Below are 21,996 nucleotides of genomic sequence, written 5' to 3' on the forward strand. Positions count from 1 at the left end.
ACCAAATTCAAAAGCGGACAGCGATCGGTTCCCCGATTTTCACCGGGGGAGCCGGCTATCCGTCAAAAATGGCGACCTCCGCAAAGCGCCGGTGAAAACCGCCAGCGCCGCGTCGGTGGAGCCCATCTAGCCGGGAGGCGGGATTCGGTCAACACCGAAATATTCGCTTTTATGAAACTCTCGGATTATCAGGTGAATGTGACCGTTTAAAGCCGGTGTGCATACCAGCCCGACCGGCACGTAGCCGACAAATTATCCCTCGCCCCCCGAATCGTAACGACTCCCGAATCGGACGAAACAGCAGACATGAGGGCTTTGCCAGGAACCACGCACCGCCGAGTAGCGATCGCGCGCGCTACCGCATTCGGTTCACCGCCGAACTGGATAAGCGATGGCCTGCTTCCACCGCGCTCATGCGCAAGACAACCACCCAGCTTTAATCCAAGCTCGGGGAAAGCTGGGCGGCACGGCAGCCCCCCCCTAGCCCTCTCTCGAGCTAGAAATGAGGTCAAGCCGTTCGGTTGCGCCTCTGTGGTATTCAAGCAGTGAGGTTCATCGCAGAGCCTGTAGGGAATGGCGGGAGTTCGCCTTTGACCTTGCGACCAAAAGGGCGGCCGCCGTGTGTCCCGGCGCGTTCGTAGATGCTCGCGGCTATGGCTTTTTAAGCATGTGAGTAGGCCTCAAGCCCTGCTTTGCTGTCAGGCTACCCGCTGTTGACCCGCTGCGACAACGCTCGTGCTTCGCCTTACAAACATGTCCCTCATCGATAATCACTATCCATATGATCGCCTTGCGAGCGCCCTCGGCAATGTCCGATAGCCAAGGTTCTCGATCAGAACCGACTGTCGTCAGACTCTAGTAGCGGAAAGCGAACTTAGGCCGAAACAGGCGGATACAACAAAAACTGGAGGAACGGGGTAATGAGGCATCTTTTCTGGAGTACCAGCGTGGTCGCATGTGTGGCGGCCTCTTTGTCAACGCAGGCGGCGGCGCAAGCTGACGATTCAGACAATTCGTCTTCGACCATCATCGTAACTGGTACACGTGCGCAGGGCGTCGCCGCATCGGACAGCGCCGCGCCGATCCAGATCGTCGGTGCTGATGCCTTCGAGCGGGTCGGCCAGCCCGACCTCACGCAGGGTCTGCAACAGAACCTGCCGTCGATCACCGCGCAGTCGCTCGGCGGGGACAGCGGCAACTTCACCCTGTCGGCCGCCTTGCGGGGCCTCAACCCGAACCACACGCTGGTCCTGATCAACGGCAAGCGCCGCCACCCCAGCGCGAACTTTCAGGTTTCGCCTGGCTCGGGCGCCTATCAGGGCGCGGCGGCGGCTGACCTCAACCTGATCCCGGTCGATGCGATCGCCCGCGTCGAGGTGCTACAGGACGGCGCGGCGGCGCAGTATGGCACCGATGCCATCGCCGGCGTGATCAACATCATCCTCAAGGATTCGGCCACCAGCCGCAGCGTTAGCCTCACCGGCGGCCAGTATTTCAAAGGCGATGGCGAGACCGGCAATGCGCAGGTCAACCTCGGGCTGCCGCTCGGCAACGACGGTTATCTCAACCTGACCGGCGAAGCGCGCATCCACGAGCGCAGCCAGGTCGGCGGGATCGACTACCGCGCGCAGAACCCCGATGGCAGCGTGCGTGACGATCTGAGCGATCTCGATGCCATCGGCGTCGCCACCAACGAGAACTACCCTTATGTGAACATTGCCCAGGGCGATGCCATGTACCGGCTCTACAACTTCGCCTACAACGCGGGCTACGACCTGGGTGGTGACACCGAGCTGTACAGCTTCGGCACCTACAGCCACCGCTATGCCGGGGCGTTCCAGAACTACCGCCTGCCCAGTGCCGTGACCACCGATGTCGGCGGGGAAACCGTGGCGCTCTATCCCACCGGCTTCAGCCCGCGGCAGGTGTTCCGCGAGGATGACTTCGCCTTCACTCTCGGCCTGCGCGGCGAAGCTTCGGGCTGGCGCTGGGATCTGTCCTCGACCTATGGCTACGATACCCAGACCCTTTGGCTCGATCATAGCGCCAACGCTTCGCTCTATGCCGATACCGAGACGACGCCGACCGAGTTCTACAACGGCGGCTTTGTCTCCACCCAGTGGACCAACAACCTCGACATCAGCCGTGAATTCGAGGTTGGCCTGGCCACCCCGCTGAACGTGGCCTTCGGTGCCGAGCATCGCCGCGAGACTTTCAAGATCAAGCAGGGCGATGCCAATTCGACCTACAAGGAAGGCGGTCAGGGCTATCCCGGTTTCCAGAAGACCGACGCCGGCGATCACTCGCGTTCGAATGTTGCCGGCTATGTCGACCTTTCGGTCGATCTGTTCGAAGGCTTCCAGGTCGATCTGGCCGGCCGCTTCGAGCACTACACCGACTTCGGCGACACCACGATCGGCAAGCTGACCGCGCGCTATGACCTGTCGGACGCCATCGCCGTGCGCGGCACGGTCAGCACCGGTTTCCGCGCGCCGACCTTGCAGCAGGAGTTCTATTCCTCGACCACGCTGACGCCGACCTATGCTATCGTGCTGGTTCCGGCCAACTCGGCAGGGGCGGCCACCGCTGGCTTCAGTGCATTGAGCCCCGAGGAATCGGTCAACCTGAGCCTCGGTCTGGTGCTGAACCCGGCCCCTGGCCTGCAGATGACCATCGACGCCTATCAGACCGATATCGATGACCGCATCCTGTCCTCGGGCTTCCTGCTCGGCAAGCTGGGGCCGAACGTCGTCTCGCAGGGTGTGCTCGATGCGATTGCCGACCGTGGCAACACGCTCGACGGCACGCAGGGCTATGTCGCGATGCAGATCTTCACCAATGCCGCCGACACCCGCACCCGCGGCATCGACGCCACGGTGAGCTACGATTTCGACCTCGACGACCAGTCGCGCATCAACGCCTATATCGGCTTCAACGTCAACGATACCGAGGTGCTGCGTCAGGCCGACCTGCCGGCGGCGGTGACGTCGGAGGCCTTCGGGCAGGTTGCGCTGCTGGGCCCCTCGGCGATGACGATCCTTGAGGATGCGACGCCGAAATGGCGCCTGCTGCCCTCGCTGACCTACCGCCGGGGCGCGTTCAGCATGACCTTGCGCGAGAGCATCTACGGCAAGGTGTCGCGCATCCTCAGCCTTAACGGCACGGGCGTTGGCGGCACCCGCCAGACGATGGGCACCACCGCCGTTACCGACATCGACATCGAATACGAATTCGCCGACGGCATGACCTTCGGGATCGGTGCGAACAACCTGTTCGACAAGCGCCCGGATACGGCCCCCACCATCAACGACGGCGGCGTGCTGCGCCCGGCAGACGGCACCTATGTCTACAACATGCCGATGCTGGCCTCGCCGTTCGGCATCAATGGCGGCTACTATTATGCCAAGCTGCGGGTAAACTTCTGACCCCGTTGGCAAATCGGCAACCGGTGTGTCACTCGCGAGTGACGCACCGGGGCTGCGCCTCAGTTATTCAGCAACAGATTGACGGGATGGACGATGCCGGTTGAGCCTAGCGCGCAGGAAGCGAACGGGGCATTCGCAAGCACAGGCAGCCGTGCGCCCGGAGGCTGGACATTGGGGTCGATCTATGCGCTGGGCATGCTTACGCTGGTCTATGCGTTCAACTATTTCGATCGGCTGCTGATTTCGCTGCTGTTTCCGTTTATCCAGAAGGATCTCGGGATCACCGATACGCAGCTCGGGCTGTTGACTGGCCTGATCTTCGTGCTGGTCTACTCGTTCATGGGCATTCCCATCGCCCGAATTGCCGACCGCAAGAGCCGCAAGATCATTATTGGGCTGGGCTTCTCTTTCTGGAGCCTGATGACGGTTCTCACCGGCTTTGCGCAGAACTTCTGGCATCTGGCTGCCACCCGCTTCCTCACCGGCGCGGGGGAAGCCGCAGGCACACCATCGAGCACATCGATGCTGTCCGACCTGTTCAATCCGATGAAGCGGCCAATCGCCTTTTCGATCATGGTCTCGGGCACCTCGCTCTCCAGCCTGGTGCTGACCCCGGCGGCGGGCTGGATTGCCGAGATCCATGGCTGGCGCACCGTTTACTGGCTGGCTGGCGGCATCGGCATGGTTCTCGGCCTGCTGCTGCTGACGACGGTGAAGGAACCGCTTCGCGGCCAGTTCGACAAGCGCGAGGACGCCGAGGGACCGGCCGAAGAGTTAGAAAAACCTTCGTTCCGCGAATCGCTTGCCTTCATGCTGAAACAGCGCACCTTCATCTTCATCACGCTGTCGGCTTCGCTACTGATCATCTCGTTCTACGCCTATACGGTGTGGGGCACGACCTTCCTGCTGCGCGTCCACCAAATCAGCGTCGGCGAAAGTGCGAGCGTGCTGGGGCCGGTGCGCGGAATCTGCGGCCTGACCGGTGGCTTGACCGGAGGCGTGGTGCTGGCCTGGCTGATGCGGCGCGACCTGCGCTGGCAGTTCTGGTTGCCGACGATCTGCTTCGTCGTGGTGGGGCTTGCCCAGTACCTGTTCCTCTATTCCTCCGACCTGTGGATCATCGCCATCGGCGCGGGGATCGACAGCTTTGCCGTGACCATGGCCGTGCCGCTGATCTCGCTGCTGCTGGTGCAGGTCATGCCCCCCGAGATCCGCACCTTCGGCATGGCCTTCTATCTTCTGGCCAACTCGCTGCTCGGCGACATCATGGGGCCGCTCGCGGTAGGCCTGATGAACGACGGGTTCGCCGCGATCTGGGGCGATGAAGCCATCCGCTACTCGATGAGTATCACCGCCGCAGTGGCGGTGGTGGCCGGGCCGTTCATGTTACTGGCGGGCCGCTATCTGGAGGCTGATGCCGAGACCGCCCGCAACTGGCGACATTAGATTAACCGATCCGGATGCAGGTCAGCTGCCACCGGACAGACCTAGGGAGAGTTTCGCTATGACCGATCTTGTCTCGACTGACTGGCTTGCAGACCAGCTGGATGCGCCGGATATCTGCATCGTCGATGCCACCCGCCACCATTTCGAGCCCGAGCGCGACTCTGCGGCCGAGTATGCTGCGGGGCACATCCCCGGCGCGGTCTTCCTCGATCTGCTGACGCTGGTCGACCCCGAAGCCGAGACCGACAATACCTTGCCCACGGTCGCCCAGTTCGAGCAGCGGATGCGCCAGCTCGGCATCGATAATTCCAAGCGTATCGTCATCTATGACGACAGCGTGGTGAAGACGGCGATGCGCGCATGGTTCATGTTTCGCCTGTTCGGGCTGGAGCAGGTCTATGTGCTCGATGGCGGATTGGCGCGCTGGAAGGCGGAAGACCGTCCGCTGGAAAGCGGCGAGGTCTCGCGGCCTGAAAGCAGCTTTGTTGCGAGCTTCGATCCCACGCGTCTTTACGCCAAGGGCGATGTGCTCGCCAATATCGACACGCGCGAACGGCTGCACGTCGATGGCCGGGGCTCGCAGCACTTCACCGGCGAGGACGATGATCCGACCCCCGGCATCGCGCCCGGCCATGTTCCCGGCTCGATCAATGTCCCGTTCTGGGATCTGTTCACGGAAGAAGGGCTGATGAAGTCGGACGACCAGCTGCGCGCGCTGTTTGCCGAGCACGGCGTCGATACAGCGCGTCCCGCCGTGGTCAGTTGCGGCGGCGGCGTGGTTGCCTGTGCGCTCGCGCTGGCCTTGCGCAGGTTGGGTAACGACAAAGTCGCGCTTTACGACGGTAGCTGGACCGAATGGGGCGCCGACCCGGCGCTGCCCAAGGCGCTCGGCAGCAACTGACGCGGGCGCGCCTGCCGATCCCCTTTCCTCACGACAGCAAACGGACCCCTATCATGTCTCAGCGCGAACCGATCGAGATCATCGACACCACCGTCAATTCGGGCACCTCGATGAGCCCTTTTACCTGGCAGCAGAAGTATGCGCTCGCCCACAAGGGTCTCGATCACAAGGTCATTACCGGCGGCTTCACCACCATCAAGGAGCGTAGCGGCGGGCGGACCGATCACAACCCCTGCATCCGCGATGGCGAGACCTGGGTATTCGAAAGCCTGCGAGGAGGAGACTTCGTCATCGCCGACTATCTCGACAAGACCTATCCGGAGCTGCCTGCGCTGTTCCAGGGGCAGGTCCACCACAACAGCGTGAAGTTCTGCGATACCTGGATGTGGCTGGCGATCGTGCGCCCGTGGTTCGATTGCTACATCCTCGACTATCACGACGCCTGCCTGCCCGAAGACCGCGCCTATGTCCGCCAGTCGCGCGAGCAGGTGCAGCTTGGCGGCAAGACGATGGAAGAGGTGCAGGCCGGGCGCGAGGATCGCTTGCCGGGCGTTTCCATGGCGCTGGAGCCGCTGCGCGAAGTGCTCAGCGGGCAGCGCTGGTTGGGCGGCGATGCGCCGGACTTTGCCGACTATGCGCCGCTGTCGATCTTCCTGTGGGCGGCTTCGCTGGTCGGCACCCCGCCGCTGGCCGACAACGATCCGCTGCGCGACTGGATCGAGCGCGGCTTCGACCTGTTCGGCGGGCTGGGCCGCCATCCGGGGCTAAAGCCGTTGTTCGGGCTCGATCGGCGCGAAGGCGATCCGCCGCTATTCGTTGGCGGCTGACAGGTTGCGAGGCAAGGCGGGCGCGTCAACGTTTGCGCAGCGCCTTGCCCATGCGTTCGAAGGCTTCGCTCAGGATCGGCAGCGGGGTGGCGAAAATGAACCTTGCAAAGCCTTCGAACCCTTCGCCGCACGAGGCTCCATCGGTCAGGTGGACCTGCGCGTGTTCCTTGAAGAACTCGGCTGGGTTATCGATCCCGTCAAGCTCGCGCATGTCGAGCCAGGCTACGTAGGTGCCCTCGGGCTGGCTGTAGCGGGCACCGGGCAGATGCTGCTCGACCAGCTTGCTGATCGCGGTCCGGTTGCGGTCGAGATATGCCAGCACCTCAGCCAGCCATCGCTCGCCATCGCGATAGGCAGCGATGTTGGCGGCCGCGCCAAGGTTCGAGGTGCCGTGTCCTGCGAAGAAACCGATGCGGCTCCAGATTTCGCGGTCGGCGTCGTTGCTGGTGATGACCTGCGCGCACTTCAGTCCGGGTAGGTTCCAAGCCTTGGAGGCTGAGACGGCGGTGATCGTGTGGCTGGCGGCGGCCTCGTTCACTGAGGCATAGGGCACTTGCGCGTGATCGGCATAGACCAGCGGGGCCCAGATCTCGTCGGCGAACACGCGGCCGTTGTTGCGCGCGACAAGCTCGCTGACCGCGACCAGTTCCTCGCGCGAGAACACCCGGCCGAGCGGATTGTAGGGGTTGCACATGATCAGCAGATTGCCGCCCTTGTCGAAAGCGTGCTGGAGCGCGTCGAGGTCGAAGGCGGCTTGCCCGTCGCGCTCGGTCATCGGCACCTGGATCACTTCGCGGCCCTGCATCGGCGGGATCAGGAGGAACGGCATATAAGCAGGGGTGGGAACGATTACCGGCGTATCGGGCGCGCTGTGATGCTCGATGGCCAGTTGCAGCGCCTTGATCACGTCGGGGACGTGGTGGACGTCCGAGCCCTTGAACAACCAGCCGAAACGGCGCGCATAGAACTCGGCGGTGGCGTCCTGAAGCTGATCGCGTAGCTTGCCGGGAAGGTAGCCGAAGGCGCCTTCGTCGACCGCCGCATGAAGCGCCGCCTTGATTTCGGGCGCCGTGTCAAAGTCCATTTCAGCGACGAACGCGCCGATGGTCTCATCATCGCCCGACCACTTGGTCGCCCCAGTCTGGTGGAGGTCCGCAAGCGAGATCGCGTCGATGGTGGTTGTGAAATCGGTCAATGTATTGCGTCCCCTGCCCTTGCTGTCGGCTAACCTCTGCCTCGCGGCAGGCGCATCGGCGCTACGGCCATGACGTCATGGAATGATAGGGCGGGGATAGGTTGCGGGCGAGGTGATTGCCAGATTTGCGGCATGAGCCAGCTTGATAGTACCTATCGAAATCTGTCACATGGATCAGATCTGTAAGCAGATCAGCCCAGCCCGAATTTGACCGGGCGGTTCTGGAACAGATCGCGGATCGCATGCCGGGCCCAAGTGACAAAGGCATCGTTGTTGTAGCGCCGGTGCCAGTACTGGCTGATCTCGATGTTCGGCAGGTAGAACTCGGGCTCGATTATCTTCACCTTGGCCGTCTTGCGGTAATATTCCGCGAGCGAGATCGGGACGGTGGAGATCAGGTGCTCGTTGCGTTCGAGGATCAGCGGCACCGCGGCGAGATGCGGCGTCTCGATGGTGGCCTTGCGGATCACGCCCTGGCCTTCGAACAGGTTGGTCACCGGGTTCCTGGGGCTGGGCTTCGTGCGCATCTGCACCGCGATGTGCTCGCTTTGCTGATACTGCGCGAAGTCCATCGTCTTGCGCGCCTTGTGCCTGGCCGCTGCGATAATCACCAAACGATCTTCGTAGAGGCGCTGACACAGGATATCCGAACTCGAACCCTGCATGTTGCCGACATAGACATCGAGCTTGCCCTCAGCGAGCAAGGGGACCGCCTCTTCGGCGGAACAGGAGATTGAGGAGATGCGCAGGCCCGACCCGGCCTCATGGATATGGTGCGTCAGATCGGGCAGCATGACCATGTCTCCCGCATCGCCCAGCGCTATGATCAGCGTGCGGTCGGAAACGCTTGGTTCGAAGGTTTGCTCTGACAGCATGGTGATACGTGCCAGGCGCACGATCTCGGCTACATAGCCCGAAAGTTGCGAGGCTCTGGGCGTCGGAGCCATCCCCTCCCGTGAGCGAATAAACAACTCGTCATCGAACAGGATCCGCAGCCGTTTCAGCGCATGGCTGACGGAGCTCTGTGACATCTGCAGCTCGTCTGCCGCCCGAGACACATTGGCACAACGTAGCATTGCATCGAGCACTACAAGCAAGTTCAGATCCAGTTGGCGAAGTGGCTCCTTCATCTCATCTCCAACATTTACGCCACATGCTGGCGCGGATCAGTCTCTCTCGCATTATCTGGCAAGTTCGATTGCGGTATCCATGAAGATACCGCGCTTGTTTTCAAGATTGAACTGCGATTTCGTGGAACGCGGATTTCGGGAAGTTTACCCTGCGAGGACGCAACCTGACCGACGCGTTCTATGCCGACTGGTCAGGTTATTCGAGCGGGCTGCTCGATTCTGCGGTGCGTCCGCTCGCACGAATTGAAACTGGCCGCGACCCGCAAACGAGAAGGCCCTCGATGATTGTGCGCCACAATCCCCTCGCACAACGCCGTCGCCGCCAGCGATTCCGAAAAGACGTTGGGCCGAAAAGACATTCGGAAAGTGTCATTGATGATCGCCTTCGCAGTCGGAGCCTTCGTTTCTAAGCAGGACATTGGGCGAGGCGACGCCTCTGAAGGGGAGTAACGGCCGTGACGAGTTCATCCCCAGGTCGCCTGATGCGCCGCTAAGAGGTCTAACTTGAAACTGGCCTCAGCTGCTCGACCATCCATCGCATGATGGGAGAGGGTACTTTCCCCCGCCCACGCAAGATCGGCGCGCGCGATACCATGGGCAACAAGCGAGATAGTGGCCTGGAAAATTGGTCTGATTGAGACCGGCCCAGCAAATCGATCCAAACAATATTTCGTGCAATCTGGGGGCACCTACGGGGGGCATCCAATCTCGTCATGAGGACGGAAACCGTCGCAAAATGAGCAATAATCAAACTTCATTCCATCCTTGCCGCGCCCACCATTTCCAACCCACCGGATTTGGCCCAAGCTCTGCTGGACAAGGCGCGCCCCATCGGGGCATAGGCCAAGCCCATGCACGACCTCAGATTCATCCGCGAAAATCCCGAAGCTTTCGATACCGCCCTCGCCCGTCGCGGGGCCGAACCCGCTGCGGAACGGCTGCTCAGCCTCGATGCGGAACGGCGCGACAATTCGACCCGATTGCAACAGGCCCAGAGCCGCCGCAACGAAGCCTCGAAGGCCATCGGCCAGGCCATGGGTCAGGGCGACAAGGACAAGGCTGAGGCGCTCAAGGCGGAGGTCGCCGAACTCAAGCAGACCATGCCCGAGCTGGAAGAGCGCGACCGGCAGCTCGGCGCGGAGCTGGAGGCGGCACTGGCGAGCCTGCCCAACCTGCCCGCCGATGATGTTCCCGAAGGCGCCGACGAAGATGGCAATGTCGAGGTCAGCCGCTGGGGCACTCCGCGTGAATTTGCCTTCGCCCCGGTCGAACACGCCGACCTCGGCCCAGCGCTGGGCATGGAGTTCGACACCGCCTCGGCCATGAGCGGCGCGCGCTTCACCTTCCTGCGCGGTCCGATGGCGCGGCTGCACCGGGCGCTGGCGCAGTTCATGCTCGATTTCCAGAGCGGAGAGCGCGGCTATACCGAGTGCAATCCGCCCGTGCTGGTGCGCGACCATGCGCTCTATGGCACCGGCCAGCTGCCGAAGTTCGCGGAAGACCTGTTCCGCACCGGTGATGACTTGTGGCTCATCCCCACCGCCGAGGTCTCGCTCACCAATTCGGTGCGCGAGCAGATCATCGACGACCTGACCCAACCGCTGCGTCTTACCGCGCTCACCCCGTGCTTCCGGTCCGAGGCTGGCGCTGCTGGCAAGGACACGCGCGGCTTCATCCGCCAGCACCAGTTCGAAAAGGTCGAGCTGGTTGCGATCTGCCGCGAGGAAGATGCGGCAGTCGAACACGCGCATATGGTCGCCAGCGCCGAGGCCGTGCTTGAGGCGCTCGACCTGCCCTATCGCAAGATGCTGCTGTGCACCGGCGACATGGGCTTTGGCGCGAAGAAAACCTTCGACCTCGAAGTGTGGCTGCCCGGGCAGGACGCCTATCGCGAGATCAGCTCGGTCAGCTGGTGCGGCGAGTTTCAGGCGCGCCGCATGAACGCGCGCTATCGCCCCGAGGCGGGCGGCAAGAAGACTGCCTTCTGCCACACGCTCAACGGCTCGGGCCTTGCCGTGGGCCGCACGCTGGTGGCGGTGATGGAGAACTATCAGCAGGAGGATGGCACCATTGCCGTGCCCGCTGCCCTTGCCCCCTACATGGGCGGGGTCGAAGTCCTGAAGCCGCTGGGCTAAGGCCAGACCCATGCGCATCCTACTCACCAACGACGACGGCATCCACGCCCCCGGCCTGGAGCTGCTCGAAGAGATCGCCCGCACGCTGAGCGATGACGTGTGGGTCTGCGCTCCGGCGGAGGAACAGTCGGGCGCGGGCCATTCGCTCACCCTTCACAGCCCCGTGCGGCTGCGCGAACACGGTGACAAGCGCTACTCCGTCACAGGTACGCCCAGCGATTCGGTGAACCTTGCCCTGCGCAAGCTGTTTGCCGACAAAAAGCCCGACCTGGTGCTTTCCGGCATCAACTCGGGCGAAAACCTCGCCGATGACATCACCTATTCGGGCACCGTCTCCGCCGCGATGGAGGCGGCGTTGGCGGGCATTCCGGCGATCGCTCTCAGCCAGGCCTTTCGCGAAATGGGCCGCAGCTTCGCCGTGGCCGAGGAATGGGGCGCCAAGGTGCTTGAGCCGCTGTTGAACGCCACCATGGCCAAGCGCACGCTTATCAACGTGAACTTCCCCGCCTGTGCGCCCGATGGGGTGCGCGGTATCCGCGTGGTGCGGCAGGGCTTTCATGACTATGCGCGGGGAAGCCTCGTCGAGGGAACCGATCCGCGCGGGCGCAGCTACTACTGGTTCGGGCTCGAAGAGATGGAGCATACCCTCGACCACGGCACCGATCTGGAAGCCGTGTCCGAGAACTTCGTGGCGGTGACGCCGCTGCAGCTCGACCTCACCGACCATGCCGCCATCGGTCGGCTGGCGGAGCAATTCGGCTAATCCGGAAGGGGAGGATCAGGCATGTTTGAAGACCATCCTCCCAAACGCTCCGTCGGGCCAAGGCGCCGCTTTTCCCCCCTGCGCCGCGCAGTGCAGATCCCGGTGTGGGGCGATCTCGGCATCCGGCTTTCGATCGCGCTGGCGCTGATCATGCTGGTGGTTATGATCCACTGGTGGGACCGGGACGGCCTGATCGACAACACAGATGGCCATGTCAGCTTCCTGGACGTGGTCTATTTCACGATGATTTCGATCACCACCACCGGGTTCGGCGACATTGCCCCCATCTCCGACCGCGCGCGGCTGGTCGAAGCGGTGATCGTGACGCCGGTGCGCTTTGCCGTGCTCTTCATCTTCGTCGGCACCGCCTACAATTTCCTCATCAAGCGATCTTGGGAGAAGTTCCGCATGGCCCGCATTCAGGACCAGTTGTCCAATCACGTCGTCGTGCTGGGGTTCGGCGTATCCGGCAAGGAAGCGGTCGAGGAACTGATCGAGCGCGGGACCGACCCTGCCTGCATCGTGGTGATGGACACCGCGCCCGAGCGCCTCGCCCATGCCGAGGATATGGGATGCAACGTGATCGAGGCCGATGCCACGCGCGATGACAACCTGCGCGCGTTGCGGATCGACAAGGCGCAGACGGTGCTCGTCTCGGCCGGGCGCGACGATGCCTCGATCCTGATCGTGCTGACCGTGCGCCACCTTGCCCCCAACGTGCCGATCAGCGTGGTGGTGCGTGCGGACGACAACGAGCTGCTCGCACGGCAGGCGGGTGCCGACAAGGTCATCAACCCGGTCCGCTTTACCGGGCTGCTGCTTGCGGGCAGCGCGCGGGGCGCGCATATCGCCGAATACCTCGCCGATCTTGCTTCGGTTACGGGACGGGTGCAGCTGGTCGAACGGCCGGTGCATCCTGAGGAGATCGGCAAGCCGCTGTCCGACCTGGCGACCGGCGGGCGGGGGATGCGCATTTATCGTAATGGACGCGCCTGCGGCTTCTGGGAGCCGGAAACCGACGCGTTGCAGGCGGGCGACGTGGTGGTTGAAATCCTGCCCAGCACGACGAAGGAAAGCGACGTCTGATCCGGGCCTGAAAGAGTGCAGCCCAAGCCTTTCGGAAGCGAAGCTTTTCCAAAGGGAACAACGCCGCCCGCAGATCAGGCCTCTTGCCTGCCCCTCGGCATACCCAGGACGAACGGATGTTGGTGCGTTTCGCGCCTGCTACACGGATTTACGCGAGCAGAATAAACGCCCCGCCGGCCAGTGCCATGCCGACCACGAAATAGCCCGCATCGATGGCGAAGAGTTTCCCGGGTCGCATCTGATACAGGTAATTGATCCCCAGCGCCGGAGCCATCACAGCGACGGCAAGCCCCGTCGCCATCATCATGATCACATGCGGAGCTGGATTGGTCCGCGCGATGAGGTGACCGAGCATCAGCACCACCACCATCTCGAAAGCAAAACTCAACAGCATGATGAGCCAGACCGGGTTGGCGCCCGGGATGCCGTCCTTCATCATCTGGTCGGTAATGCCGTTCATCTTGCGCCACGCCTTGCCGAACAGCGGCCCGTACCAGACCGCTCCAAGCAGCCAGAACGCCGCAGTTCCGGCGAACACCGCCAGCAGGTTAATCTCGCCCATAGAAAGGCTCCTTTCCTCTCACGCAGCGTCCATCTAGCGCATCGGCGCCATCGGGTGTAGGGGCGCTGCGATAATGGCTACCCAAATTCCTGATCCCAAGCGCATCGGCATGGTCTCGCTCGGCTGCCCCAAGGCGCTGGTCGATTCCGAGCGCATCCTCACGCGGCTGCGCGCTGATGGCTATGCCATGAGCCCCGACTATGCCGGGGCCGACGTGGTGCTGGTCAACACCTGCGGCTTTCTCGACAGCGCCAAAGAGGAAAGTCTCGAAGCGATTGGCGAAGCGATTGCCGAGAACGGCCGCGTGATCGTGACCGGCTGCATGGGCGACGAGGCCGACGCGATCCGCGCGCGTTTCCCGCAAGTGCTGGCGATCACCGGGGCGCACCAGTACGAGGACGTGGTCGAAGCGGTTCACGTGGCAGCCCCGCCCACACAGGGTCCGTTTGTGGACCTGATCCCGCAGCCCGATATAAAACTCACGCCGCGGCACTACAGCTACCTCAAGATTTCGGAGGGCTGCAACCACTCCTGCGCCTTCTGCATCATCCCGCAACTGCGCGGCAAGCTTGCCAGCCGCCGCATCGACGCGGTGCTGCGCGAGGCAGAAAAGCTGGTCGCGGCGGGCACGCGCGAGCTGTTGGTGATCAGCCAGGACACCTCGGCCTATGGCGTCGACACCCGCCATGAGGAACGCGAGTGGAAGGGCCACCCGGTCCGCGCCCATATGACCGATCTCGCCCGTGAACTCGGCCAGCTTCGCACGCCCGATGGCTCAACGCCGTGGACGCGGCTGCACTACGTCTACCCGTACCCGCACGTCGATGCGGTGATCCCCCTGATGGCCGAGGGGCTGCTTACGCCCTATCTCGACATCCCGTTCCAGCACGCCGCGCCCAAGGTGCTGAAAGCAATGAAGCGCCCCGCCAACGAGGCCAAGGTGCTCGAACGGCTGAAGAGCTGGCGCGAAGTGTGCCCCGAAATCGCGGTGCGCTCCTCATTCGTGGTCGGCTTCCCCGGCGAGACCGAGGAGGACTTCCAGTACCTGCTCGACTGGCTGGAAGAGGCCCAGCTCGACCGTGTCGGCGCGTTCCGGTTTGAGCCGGTCGATGGCGCGCAGGCCAATGCGCTGCCCGATCCGGTGCCCGAAGCGGTGAAGGAAGAGCGCTATGCCAGGATCATGGAAGTGACCGAGCGGATCAGCGCGGCCAAGCTCGCGGCCAAGGTCGGCAAGACCATCCCCGTCATCATCGACGAGGTCGGCGAGCCCGACGAGGACGGCGATGTCGGCGCAACGGGCCGCTCGCAGGCGGATGCACCCGAGATCGACGGTGCGGTGTACCTGCGCGATGTGCCCGCTGACTTACAGCCGGGCGCGTTCGTAAGCGTCGAGGTCGAGGACGCCGACGCGCATGACCTGTTCGGGGTTATCAGCGCGGAATGACATTGCCTTAAACCGCAAAGCCCTTCCCCTTGGGGAAGGGTTGGGATGGGGGGAGGCACGCCAGCCCGCGTCGAGCCCCCACCCCCAGCCCCTCCCCAAGGGGAGGGGGAGCAAGCTGGATCAAGGTAAAGTCATCAGACTCCTGCGCATCACTCCCCTTCGTCCACCCACGACAGCTTCGGCTTGCGCGCCGCCGCCGTCTCGTCGAGCCGCGCGCGCGGGGCATAAAGCGGTGCAAGGTGAAGGCTTTCGTCCCCCGCCTTGGCCCGCTCGACGATGCCGCGCAGCGCGCCGATGAACTCGTCGAGCGCAGCCTTGCTCTCGCATTCGGTCGGCTCGATCAGCATCGCGCCGTGGACCACTAGCGGGAAGTAGACCGTCATCGGGTGGAAGCCCTCGTCGATCAGCGCCTTGGCCACGTCGAGCGTCGAAAAGCCCTTGGCGAAGCCCTCGTCGGAGAACAGCGCCTCGTGCATGCACGGCCCGGCATGGGCGAAGGGCGCCTGAAGCACGTCCTCCAGCGCGCGCAGCACGTAGTTGGCGTTGAGCACCGCATCGCCCGAAACCTGCGCCAGGCCATCGGCCCCGTGCGACAGGATATAGGTGAGCGCGCGGGTGAACATGCCCATCTGCCCGTGGAACGCCGCCATCCGGCCAAAGCTCTCACCCGCGCCTGCGTCGCCTTCCTCGACCAGCTCGAAGCTGCCGTCCGCCGCCTTGGTAACATAGGGCAGCGGCGCATAGGGGGCGAGCGCCTCCGACAGCACCACCGGCCCCGAACCCGGCCCACCGCCGCCGTGTGGGGTGGAGAAGGTCTTGTGCAGGTTGATATGCATGGCGTCGATGCCAAGATCGCCCGGCCGCACCCGCCCGACGATGGCGTTGAAGTTGGCCCCGTCGCAATAGACATAGCCGCCCGCCGCATGGACCGCCTCACAGATCGCGATCATGTCGCGCTCGAACAGGCCACAGGTGTTGGGGTTGGTGATCATCAGCCCCGCCACGTCCGGCCCGAGCCGCGCCTTGAGCGCTGCGAAGTCGATGCGCCCGTCGTCTCCCGCCGGGATCGCCTCGACCTTGTATCCGGCGAAGGCGGCGGTGGCGGGGTTGGTGCCGTGCGCCGAACTCGGCACCAGCATTACCTCGCGCGGATCGCCCCTCGCCTCGAGCGCGGCACGGATGCACAGCACGCCGCACAGCTCGCCATGGGCACCGGCCTTGGGGCTCATCGCCACCGCGTGCATGGCCGTGAGCGTAACCAGCCAGTGCGCCAGTTCGTCAATCACGCCGAGCGCGCCCTGCACGGTGTTCATTGGCTGGAGCGGGTGCAGATCGGCAAAGCCGGGCATCCGCGCCACCTTCTCGTTAAGGCGCGGGTTGTGCTTCATCGTGCAGCTGCCGAGCGGGAACAGGCCAAGGTCGATGGCATAGTTCTGGCGCGAGAGGCGCGTGTAGTGCCGCACCGTTTCGGGTTCGCTTAAGCCCGGCAGGGCGGGTGGGGTTGTGCGTGCCATCCCGCCCAGCCGGGTGGACGTCTCTGCCGAGGGGACTGGCAGGTCGACGCCGCAATTGTTCAACGAGCCGATCTCGAAGATCAGCCCTTCTTCAAGCATCAGCGCCCGGTTGCCGGTGCTGGTGGGCGCGCCCTCGCCATCCAGCGTAACAGCTTCAGGGGTGGACGGACGCCAGCCGGAGGGGTTCGCGTTCATGCCAATTTCTCCGTGATCGCAGCGACAAGGGCGTCGATATCGTCCTCGCTGGTGGTTTCGGTAACGGCGACGAGCAGCCCGTTGGCGAGCCCCTCCTCACCCGGATAGAGCCGCCCGAGCGAGACCCCCGCCAGCATGCCATCGGCCGCCAGCTCGCGCACCGCCGCGCGCGCACTGATCGGCAGCACGAGGCAGAACTCGTTGAAGAAGCTGTCGTTGAGCACCGAGACACCCGGCACTTCGGCCAGCTTGTCCGCCGCGAGGCAGGCGAGCCGGTGGTTCTCCGCCGCGAGCGCGCTCAGCCCGGTGCCGCCGAGCAACGTCATGTGGATCGAGAAGGCCAGCGCGCACAGCCCCGAGTTGGTGCAGATGTTGCTGGTCGCCTTCTCGCGCCGGATATGCTGCTCGCGCGTGCTCAGCGTCAGCACGAAGCCGCGCTTGCCGCTCGCATCGACGGTCTCACCGCAAAGCCTGCCGGGCATATGCCGCACATGCTCCGAGCGGCAGGCGAACAGGCCGAGGTACGGCCCGCCGAACTGCAGGCCGACACCGATCGACTGGCCCTCGCCGACGACAATGTCGGCCCCCAGCTCACCCGGCGATTGGATCGCGCCCAGCGCGACTGGCTCGGTGACGACGGCCACCAGCAACGCCCCTTGCGCGCGGGCGGCCTCGGCGATCTTGGCAAGATCGGGCAGGCGGCCAAGAATGTCGGGATATTGCACCAGCACACAGGAGGTGTCGCCGTCGATCTGGGCGATCAGCGCATCCTCGCCCGCATCGGCGCTGAGGCTCGGCGCCGTGTGGACGATCTCATCGCCGGTGAACTTCGCCATGGTCTTGATATTGCCCGCATAGTGCGGATGCAGACCCGGCGAGAGCAGCGCCTTGCCACGCTTGGTAATACGGCGCGCCATGGCCACCGCCTCCCACGCCGCGGTCGAGCCGTCGTACATCGAGGCATTGGCAATGTCGCAGCCGTAAAGACGCGCGACCTGCGTCTGAAACTCGAACAGCATCTGCAAGGTGCCCTGCGCGATCTCGGGCTGATAAGGCGTGTAGGCGGTGAGAAACTCCCCGCGCTGGATCAGGTGATCGACCGAGGCTGGCACATGGTGGCGATAGGCCCCGGCGCCGAGGAAGAACGGAGCCTCCCCGGCAGCAGTGTTCTGGCCAGCGAGCCGCGCCATGTGCCGTTCCACCGCCATTTCGCTGGCATGATTGGGCAGGCTCTCAATTGGCCCGTCGAGCAGCGCGGCGGAGGGCACGTCGGCGAACAGCGCCTCGATGGAGGAGGCACCGATAGCCGACAGCATATCGGCCCGGTCAGCCGGGGTAAGCGGAAGATAGCGCATGGAGGATTGCCTTGTTCTAGTCGAGATCGGCGCAGAAGGCGGCATAGCCTTCGGCATCCATCAGCCCTTCAAGTTCCGAGGGATCGGAAATGGTGGCCTTGAAGAACCAGCCGTCGGTCTCGGCGGCGGTGTTGACCAGCGCCGGATCGTCTTCGAGCGCCGCGTTGCCTTCGGTGACCTCGCCCGTGATCGGGCTGTAGACGTCGCTCGCGGCCTTCACAGATTCCACTACGGCCGCTTCCTTGCCCTTGGCAATCGCGGTGCCCGCCGCAGGCGCTTCTACGAAGACGATATCGCCCAGCTGTTCCTGCGCGTGATCGGTAATCCCCACGGTGGCACTGCTGCCCTCGACCTCGATCCATTCGTGGTCGGTTGTGAAGTAGCGGGTCATTATTTTCCTCCTTGGCGGCGGTAGTTGTGGGGTACGAAGGGAAGCGGGGCGACCGTGGCGGCGAGCTTGCGGCCGCGCACGTCGATGGAAAGTTCGGTGCCGGTCGCGGCTAGGCTCGTCTCGACCTGGCCCATGGCGATGGGCCGCCCAAGCGTGGGCGAATGGCCACCCGAGGTGACAACGCCGACCACCCGGTCGCCCGCCATGATCGTCGCGCCCTCGCGCGCGGGGGCGCGGCCCTCGATGGCGAGGCCCACGCGCTTACTCGGCGCGCCCTCTGCCAGCAGCGGCAGGATGGTGTCGGCCCCGGCAAAGCCGCCCTCCTCGCGCCGCCGCTTGGAGATGGCGAAAGCGAGGTCGGCGCTGACCGGGTCGGTGCTCGCGGTCATGTCGTGCCCGTAAAGCGGAAGGCCTGCCTCAAGCCGCAGACTGTCGCGCGCGCCGAGCCCGGCGGGTTTGACCCGTTCGTCCGCCAGCAGCGCATCGGCCAGCTTCACGGCCTTGTCGGCACACACGGCGATTTCGAACCCGTCCTCACCGGTATAGCCCGAGCGGCACACGATCAGGTGCGTGCCCGAGCAGCCGCGACTGGCCGAGCCCATGAACGGCAGCGCATCGGCAATGCCCGGCATCAGCTCGTCGAGCACCGATGCGGCCAGCGGGCCTTGCAGCGCGATAAGCGCCATCTCGCTGTGATAGGCGAGCGTCACACCCTCAGGCAGATTGGCGCGCAGATAGGCGATGTCGTCGTGCTTGGTCGCCCCGTTTACCACCAGCCGGAACGCGTCCTCGCCGGTGCGAGTGATCAGCAAGTCGTCGAGAATGCCACCATTGTCGGCCAGCAGCAGCGAATAGCGCGTGCGGCATTCCTTCAACGCGCCAAGATCGGCCGGGAGCAGCTTTTCCAGCGCCGCCCCCGCGCCCGGCCCGGCCACGGTGAGCTGGCCCATGTGGCTGACATCGAACAGGCTCGCGCTGGTGCGCGTCCATTCATGCTCGGCCATGATGCCCCCACCAACTTCGGCGGAGTACTGGATCGGCATCGCATAGCCCGCGAACCCAACCATCCGGCCACCCTTTTCGCGGTGCCAGCTATCGAGCGGGAGCAACAGGGGCTCAGCCTTGGCCTCCATCGTCGGGGCCTCAGTCATCGAACCAGCCTCCGAAACCACCAATCGGCATTCCTGGCGGAATCTCAGGTGCTTCCTCCTTGTTGGCCAGGACTGCGGCGAGCGCTCCGGGATCGTCGAGCAGTTCGGCGACATAGTGCGCCCAGTCTGCGTCGACGCCGCCGCTGGCGTCCTCCAGCTCGTCCTTGAGACTATCGAGACGGCCAGCGATGATGGCTGCCGCTTCGGGCGAGGTTTCTTCGTCGTGCATCGCCCCGGCCAGCGAGAGCACAGTACGCCAGGCGATCCGGCGACCGACCTCGTTGCTCCGCACCGCGACCACATCATTCACCAGCGCATCGACCAGGTCCGTCACCCCGGGCATGGCTGCATCCTGCCGGTGCTGTTCGACCAGCCGCGTAAGGCGCGCGGGGGCCAACATGCTGTCGAGAGTGATCTGCGCGGCAACATCGGCCGCCACCAGCGGATCGAAAGCGGCAGCGCCCGCATTGCGGAACACCTCGATATCGAACTGCGGATCGCCCGTGCGGGTGATCGGCACCGACAGCAGCGGCAGAAGGCGGTCGGGAACGGTGAGGAAGTCTTTGTCGAGCGTGTCGATAAGGGCGGCCATCGCCGCGCGCTGCGTATCCGCGTCGATCCATTCGGGCAGCGGGTGGTTGTCGCCTGCCACCTTGTAATCATAGGCATAGCCGCCGATCAGCTTGCCCGCCGCGTCGATATCGTAGCGGTGGAGCAGCCAGATCGGCACGAACTTGCGGCGCAGGAAGGCCAGCGGCTCGCCCGGCAGCAGCACCTGCTCGCCGAAGTTGGCCAGCGCGATGGCGCGCACCGCCTCCATATGATCGAGGGCGGCGATGGGGTCGGGGCCATCATCCCACATGCTCGCCGCAGCGCTGGGCAGCGAGGGATCGCGGCCGTCGATATCGGTCGAGAAAGCGAGCCCCGCCTCTTCTGCCGCCAGCGCCTTGGCCTCGGCGCTTTCGGCACTGCCATAGAGCCAGTCTACCGAGTAATCGTCCCAGACGCCGCCGCCGTGCTTGTAAGCATCGCGCAGGCTGATCTGGCCGTCTTCGAGCAGGATGCGCGGGGCCGGATAGTCCATCACCGTGGTGCGATCCTGCGTCGAACCGGCGAAGTTGTGCATGAAGCCGATGGCGTGGCCGACTTCGTGCGCGCCGAGCTGGCGGATACGGTCAAGCGCCGCACGCACGGGGTCGTTAGGACCGCCGGTGCCGTTATGCGCGGTGCCGACTAGGCCCTCGAAAATCGTAATGTCCTGCCGCACGCGTAGCGCGCCGAGCACTACGTTGCCCTTGATGATCTCACCCGTGCGCGGATCGCGGATGCCGCCGCCATAAGACCAGCCGCGCGTCATCCGGTTGGCCCAGTTGACCATGTTATAACGCACGTCGAGCGGATCGGCGCCCTCGGGCAGGATTTCGGCGCGGAAGCCGCCGAGGAAGCCCGCCTTGTCGAACGATGAGGCCCAGTAGTTCACGCCCTCCATCAGTGCGGTGCGGACCGGTTCGGGCGCGGCGCGGTCGATGTAGAATACGATGGGTTCGACCACCGGGCTCGCCTCTGCGCTGGGGTCGGTCTTTTCGAGGCGGAAGCGGGCGGCGAGCGGGATGGCCACCGGCTGTCCGAGGGGGGAGCCGTAGTCGTAGATGATCGGGCCGGACACGGGCGCTCGCGGATCGGCAACGCGCGACACGAAGCCGGGCTCTGGCAGCTCGATGAACGAGTGGTGGACGATGAAGGTCAGCGCCCGCGGTTCAGGCGAGAACTCGCGCATCTCGCGCGAGGGGCGCGCGCTGGTGAAGGTCTGGATCGTGTCGATCTCGGTGTTGAGCGGGAAGCTTTTCACCGAAGCGGTGTCGATGCCCGAAAGCTCGGGCGCAGCGCGATAGTCACCGCCCTCCGCGAGCGCCGCCGAAACGTCGATGGAATCGCGCAGCAAGAACTTCGACATGTCGACGACCACCCCGCTCGCGCCGCGATCGTCTACGACCGGCAGCATGGCGACAATCGCCGTGGGGAAGCTCTCTGCTGCGCCCGTCGCGGTGTCGGCATCGCCAGTGGCTGCAAACTTGGGGTTCTCGAACACCGCCGCAATCTGCGTGCCGACCTTGCGGAAGCACAAGAGCTGCTCATCTCCCAGCATCCCGCGGTCGAGCCGCATGTCGGGAGAGCCAAGACCGGAACGGAGAGAGGTCGCATATATATAGCAACCTGATTCGCCCTCGGCATCGAGCGCGGGCAGCGTGAAGTGAACCGCCCCGCTGTCAGCGGGAGTGGCCGGGGTGAACAGGCGATCCTGCGCCTGGGCCGGCGCACAGGCAATCATAGCCAGAGCCGCGCACGACGAAGCTGCGTGCAGGCGTGAAGTGTTTGAAAGAAAACGCATGATGCCCCCTAGTTTGCGCCCGCATGGCCATGCGCGGCTCTCAATTCAGGGGAATACCACCAAAGCCATTGCGTTTATCGTGAAATA

The 21,996-nt window shown here is 64.2% G+C and carries 17 protein-coding genes and 1 pseudogene; 10 read left to right on the plus strand and 8 right to left on the minus strand.

Translation table 11 applies throughout. The features are described 5' to 3' along the window. From ABDJ38_RS15695 to ABDJ38_RS15715, 5 genes are all read left to right on the plus strand, one after another. Positions 1–210, plus strand: a 210-nt coding sequence (locus ABDJ38_RS15695; protein ID WP_346786080.1) for a hypothetical protein, incomplete at its 5' end; no start/stop codon positions are given. A 710-nt stretch (positions 211–920) separates the two neighbouring features. Next, positions 921–3,425: a TonB-dependent receptor plug domain-containing protein gene (locus ABDJ38_RS15700; protein WP_346786081.1), complete on the plus strand. Its 2,505-nt coding sequence runs from the start codon at positions 921–923 to the stop codon at positions 3,423–3,425. A gap of 93 nt (positions 3,426–3,518) precedes the next feature. Next, complete coding sequence (locus ABDJ38_RS15705; RefSeq protein WP_346786082.1) at positions 3,519–4,871, plus strand: spinster family MFS transporter; 1,353 nt, start codon at positions 3,519–3,521, stop codon at positions 4,869–4,871. A gap of 58 nt (positions 4,872–4,929) precedes the next feature. After that, the gene (gene sseA / locus ABDJ38_RS15710; protein WP_346786083.1) at positions 4,930–5,772 is read left to right on the plus strand and encodes a 3-mercaptopyruvate sulfurtransferase; all 843 of its coding nucleotides are present in this window, start codon (positions 4,930–4,932) and stop codon (positions 5,770–5,772) included. A 53-nt stretch (positions 5,773–5,825) separates the two neighbouring features. Beyond that, the gene (locus ABDJ38_RS15715; protein ID WP_346786084.1) at positions 5,826–6,599 is read left to right on the plus strand and encodes a glutathione S-transferase family protein; all 774 of its coding nucleotides are present in this window, start codon (positions 5,826–5,828) and stop codon (positions 6,597–6,599) included. A 25-nt stretch (positions 6,600–6,624) separates the two neighbouring features. On the opposite strand, the gene ABDJ38_RS15720 is transcribed toward ABDJ38_RS15715, so the two are convergent. Together ABDJ38_RS15720 and ABDJ38_RS15725 are read right to left on the minus strand one after the other, a co-directional pair. Then, positions 6,625–7,794: a MalY/PatB family protein gene (locus ABDJ38_RS15720; protein ID WP_346786085.1), complete on the minus strand. Its 1,170-nt coding sequence runs from the start codon at positions 7,792–7,794 to the stop codon at positions 6,625–6,627. Positions 7,795–7,985: 191 nt separating this feature from the next. Continuing rightward, a complete protein-coding gene (locus ABDJ38_RS15725; RefSeq protein ID WP_346786086.1) occupies positions 7,986–8,924 on the minus strand; it encodes a LysR family transcriptional regulator in 939 nt (312 codons plus the stop codon). A gap of 521 nt (positions 8,925–9,445) precedes the next feature. Between ABDJ38_RS15725 and ABDJ38_RS17010 the strand changes: the two are divergent. From ABDJ38_RS17010 to ABDJ38_RS15740, 4 genes and pseudogenes are all read left to right on the plus strand, one after another. Continuing rightward, positions 9,446–9,562, plus strand: a pseudogene (locus tag ABDJ38_RS17010) (helix-turn-helix transcriptional regulator); the annotation flags it as partial. A 213-nt stretch (positions 9,563–9,775) separates the two neighbouring features. Further along, positions 9,776–11,059 (plus strand): serine--tRNA ligase, encoded by a 1,284-nt coding sequence (gene serS, locus ABDJ38_RS15730; RefSeq protein WP_346786087.1) that lies wholly within the window; start codon positions 9,776–9,778, stop codon positions 11,057–11,059. 10 nt (positions 11,060–11,069) lie between these two features. After that, complete coding sequence (gene surE, locus ABDJ38_RS15735) at positions 11,070–11,822, plus strand: 5'/3'-nucleotidase SurE (protein ID WP_346786088.1); 753 nt, start codon at positions 11,070–11,072, stop codon at positions 11,820–11,822. A 21-nt stretch (positions 11,823–11,843) separates the two neighbouring features. Then, positions 11,844–12,908 carry a potassium channel family protein gene (locus ABDJ38_RS15740; RefSeq protein ID WP_346786089.1) on the plus strand — a complete coding sequence of 355 codons (1,065 nt, stop codon included), beginning with the start codon at positions 11,844–11,846 and terminating at the stop codon, positions 12,906–12,908. Between the two features lie 148 nt (positions 12,909–13,056). On the opposite strand, the gene ABDJ38_RS15745 is transcribed toward ABDJ38_RS15740, so the two are convergent. Further along, a complete protein-coding gene (locus ABDJ38_RS15745) occupies positions 13,057–13,470 on the minus strand; it encodes a DUF1761 domain-containing protein (protein WP_346786090.1) in 414 nt (137 codons plus the stop codon). A 73-nt stretch (positions 13,471–13,543) separates the two neighbouring features. Between ABDJ38_RS15745 and rimO the strand changes: the two genes are divergently transcribed. After that, positions 13,544–14,914 carry a 30S ribosomal protein S12 methylthiotransferase RimO gene (rimO, locus tag ABDJ38_RS15750; protein ID WP_346786091.1) on the plus strand — a complete coding sequence of 457 codons (1,371 nt, stop codon included), beginning with the start codon at positions 13,544–13,546 and terminating at the stop codon, positions 14,912–14,914. Positions 14,915–15,063: 149 nt separating this feature from the next. Here the strand turns inward: rimO and gcvPB are convergent, their stop codons facing one another. Genes gcvPB through ABDJ38_RS15775 form a run of 5 tightly spaced genes read right to left on the minus strand, consistent with a single transcriptional unit; the run spans position 15,064 to position 21,849 of the window. Next, complete coding sequence (gene gcvPB / locus ABDJ38_RS15755) at positions 15,064–16,623, minus strand: aminomethyl-transferring glycine dehydrogenase subunit GcvPB (RefSeq protein ID WP_346786092.1); 1,560 nt, start codon at positions 16,621–16,623, stop codon at positions 15,064–15,066. Beyond that, positions 16,620–17,978 carry an aminomethyl-transferring glycine dehydrogenase subunit GcvPA gene (gcvPA, locus tag ABDJ38_RS15760; RefSeq protein ID WP_346786093.1) on the minus strand — a complete coding sequence of 453 codons (1,359 nt, stop codon included), beginning with the start codon at positions 17,976–17,978 and terminating at the stop codon, positions 16,620–16,622. Before gcvPA ends, gcvPB begins: the two co-directional genes overlap by 4 nt. A 16-nt stretch (positions 17,979–17,994) precedes the next feature. Beyond that, positions 17,995–18,369, minus strand: a complete 375-nt coding sequence (gene gcvH, locus ABDJ38_RS15765; protein WP_346786094.1) for a glycine cleavage system protein GcvH — start codon at positions 18,367–18,369, stop codon at positions 17,995–17,997. Next, positions 18,369–19,520 (minus strand): glycine cleavage system aminomethyltransferase GcvT, encoded by a 1,152-nt coding sequence (gcvT, locus tag ABDJ38_RS15770; protein WP_346786095.1) that lies wholly within the window; start codon positions 19,518–19,520, stop codon positions 18,369–18,371. The genes gcvH and gcvT overlap by 1 nt, the downstream gene beginning before the upstream one ends. Beyond that, on the minus strand, positions 19,513–21,849 hold the full coding sequence (locus tag ABDJ38_RS15775; RefSeq protein WP_346786096.1) for a zinc-dependent metalloprotease: 2,337 nt from the start codon (positions 21,847–21,849) through the stop codon (positions 19,513–19,515). The genes gcvT and ABDJ38_RS15775 overlap by 8 nt, the downstream gene beginning before the upstream one ends. Positions 21,850–21,996: the final 147 nt, after the last annotated feature.

It is taken from the genome of Aurantiacibacter flavus (genome assembly GCF_039710615.1).
Classification (GTDB): Bacteria; Pseudomonadota; Alphaproteobacteria; order Sphingomonadales; family Sphingomonadaceae; genus Alteraurantiacibacter; species Alteraurantiacibacter flavus.

Excerpts from the sequence above, each read along its gene's own strand:
- ABDJ38_RS15700 (WP_346786081.1), top strand. The coding sequence starts at position 921 with ATGAGGCATCTTTTCTGGAGTACCAGCGTGGTCGCATGTGTGGCGGCC.
- ABDJ38_RS15705 (WP_346786082.1), top strand. The coding sequence starts at position 3,519 with ATGCCGGTTGAGCCTAGCGCGCAGGAAGCGAACGGGGCATTCGCAAGC.
- sseA (WP_346786083.1), top strand. The coding sequence starts at position 4,930 with ATGACCGATCTTGTCTCGACTGACTGGCTTGCAGACCAGCTGGATGCG.
- ABDJ38_RS15715 (WP_346786084.1), top strand. The coding sequence starts at position 5,826 with ATGTCTCAGCGCGAACCGATCGAGATCATCGACACCACCGTCAATTCG.
- ABDJ38_RS15725 (WP_346786086.1), bottom strand. The coding sequence starts at position 8,924 with ATGAAGGAGCCACTTCGCCAACTGGATCTGAACTTGCTTGTAGTGCTC.
- serS (WP_346786087.1), top strand. The coding sequence starts at position 9,776 with ATGCACGACCTCAGATTCATCCGCGAAAATCCCGAAGCTTTCGATACC.
- surE (WP_346786088.1), top strand. The coding sequence starts at position 11,070 with ATGCGCATCCTACTCACCAACGACGACGGCATCCACGCCCCCGGCCTG.
- ABDJ38_RS15740 (WP_346786089.1), top strand. The coding sequence starts at position 11,844 with ATGTTTGAAGACCATCCTCCCAAACGCTCCGTCGGGCCAAGGCGCCGC.
- ABDJ38_RS15745 (WP_346786090.1), bottom strand. The coding sequence starts at position 13,470 with ATGGGCGAGATTAACCTGCTGGCGGTGTTCGCCGGAACTGCGGCGTTC.
- rimO (WP_346786091.1), top strand. The coding sequence starts at position 13,544 with ATGGCTACCCAAATTCCTGATCCCAAGCGCATCGGCATGGTCTCGCTC.
- gcvPB (WP_346786092.1), bottom strand. The coding sequence starts at position 16,623 with ATGAACGCGAACCCCTCCGGCTGGCGTCCGTCCACCCCTGAAGCTGTT.
- gcvPA (WP_346786093.1), bottom strand. The coding sequence starts at position 17,978 with ATGCGCTATCTTCCGCTTACCCCGGCTGACCGGGCCGATATGCTGTCG.
- gcvH (WP_346786094.1), bottom strand. The coding sequence starts at position 18,369 with ATGACCCGCTACTTCACAACCGACCACGAATGGATCGAGGTCGAGGGC.
- gcvT (WP_346786095.1), bottom strand. The coding sequence starts at position 19,520 with ATGACTGAGGCCCCGACGATGGAGGCCAAGGCTGAGCCCCTGTTGCTC.
- ABDJ38_RS15775 (WP_346786096.1), bottom strand. The coding sequence starts at position 21,849 with ATGATTGCCTGTGCGCCGGCCCAGGCGCAGGATCGCCTGTTCACCCCG.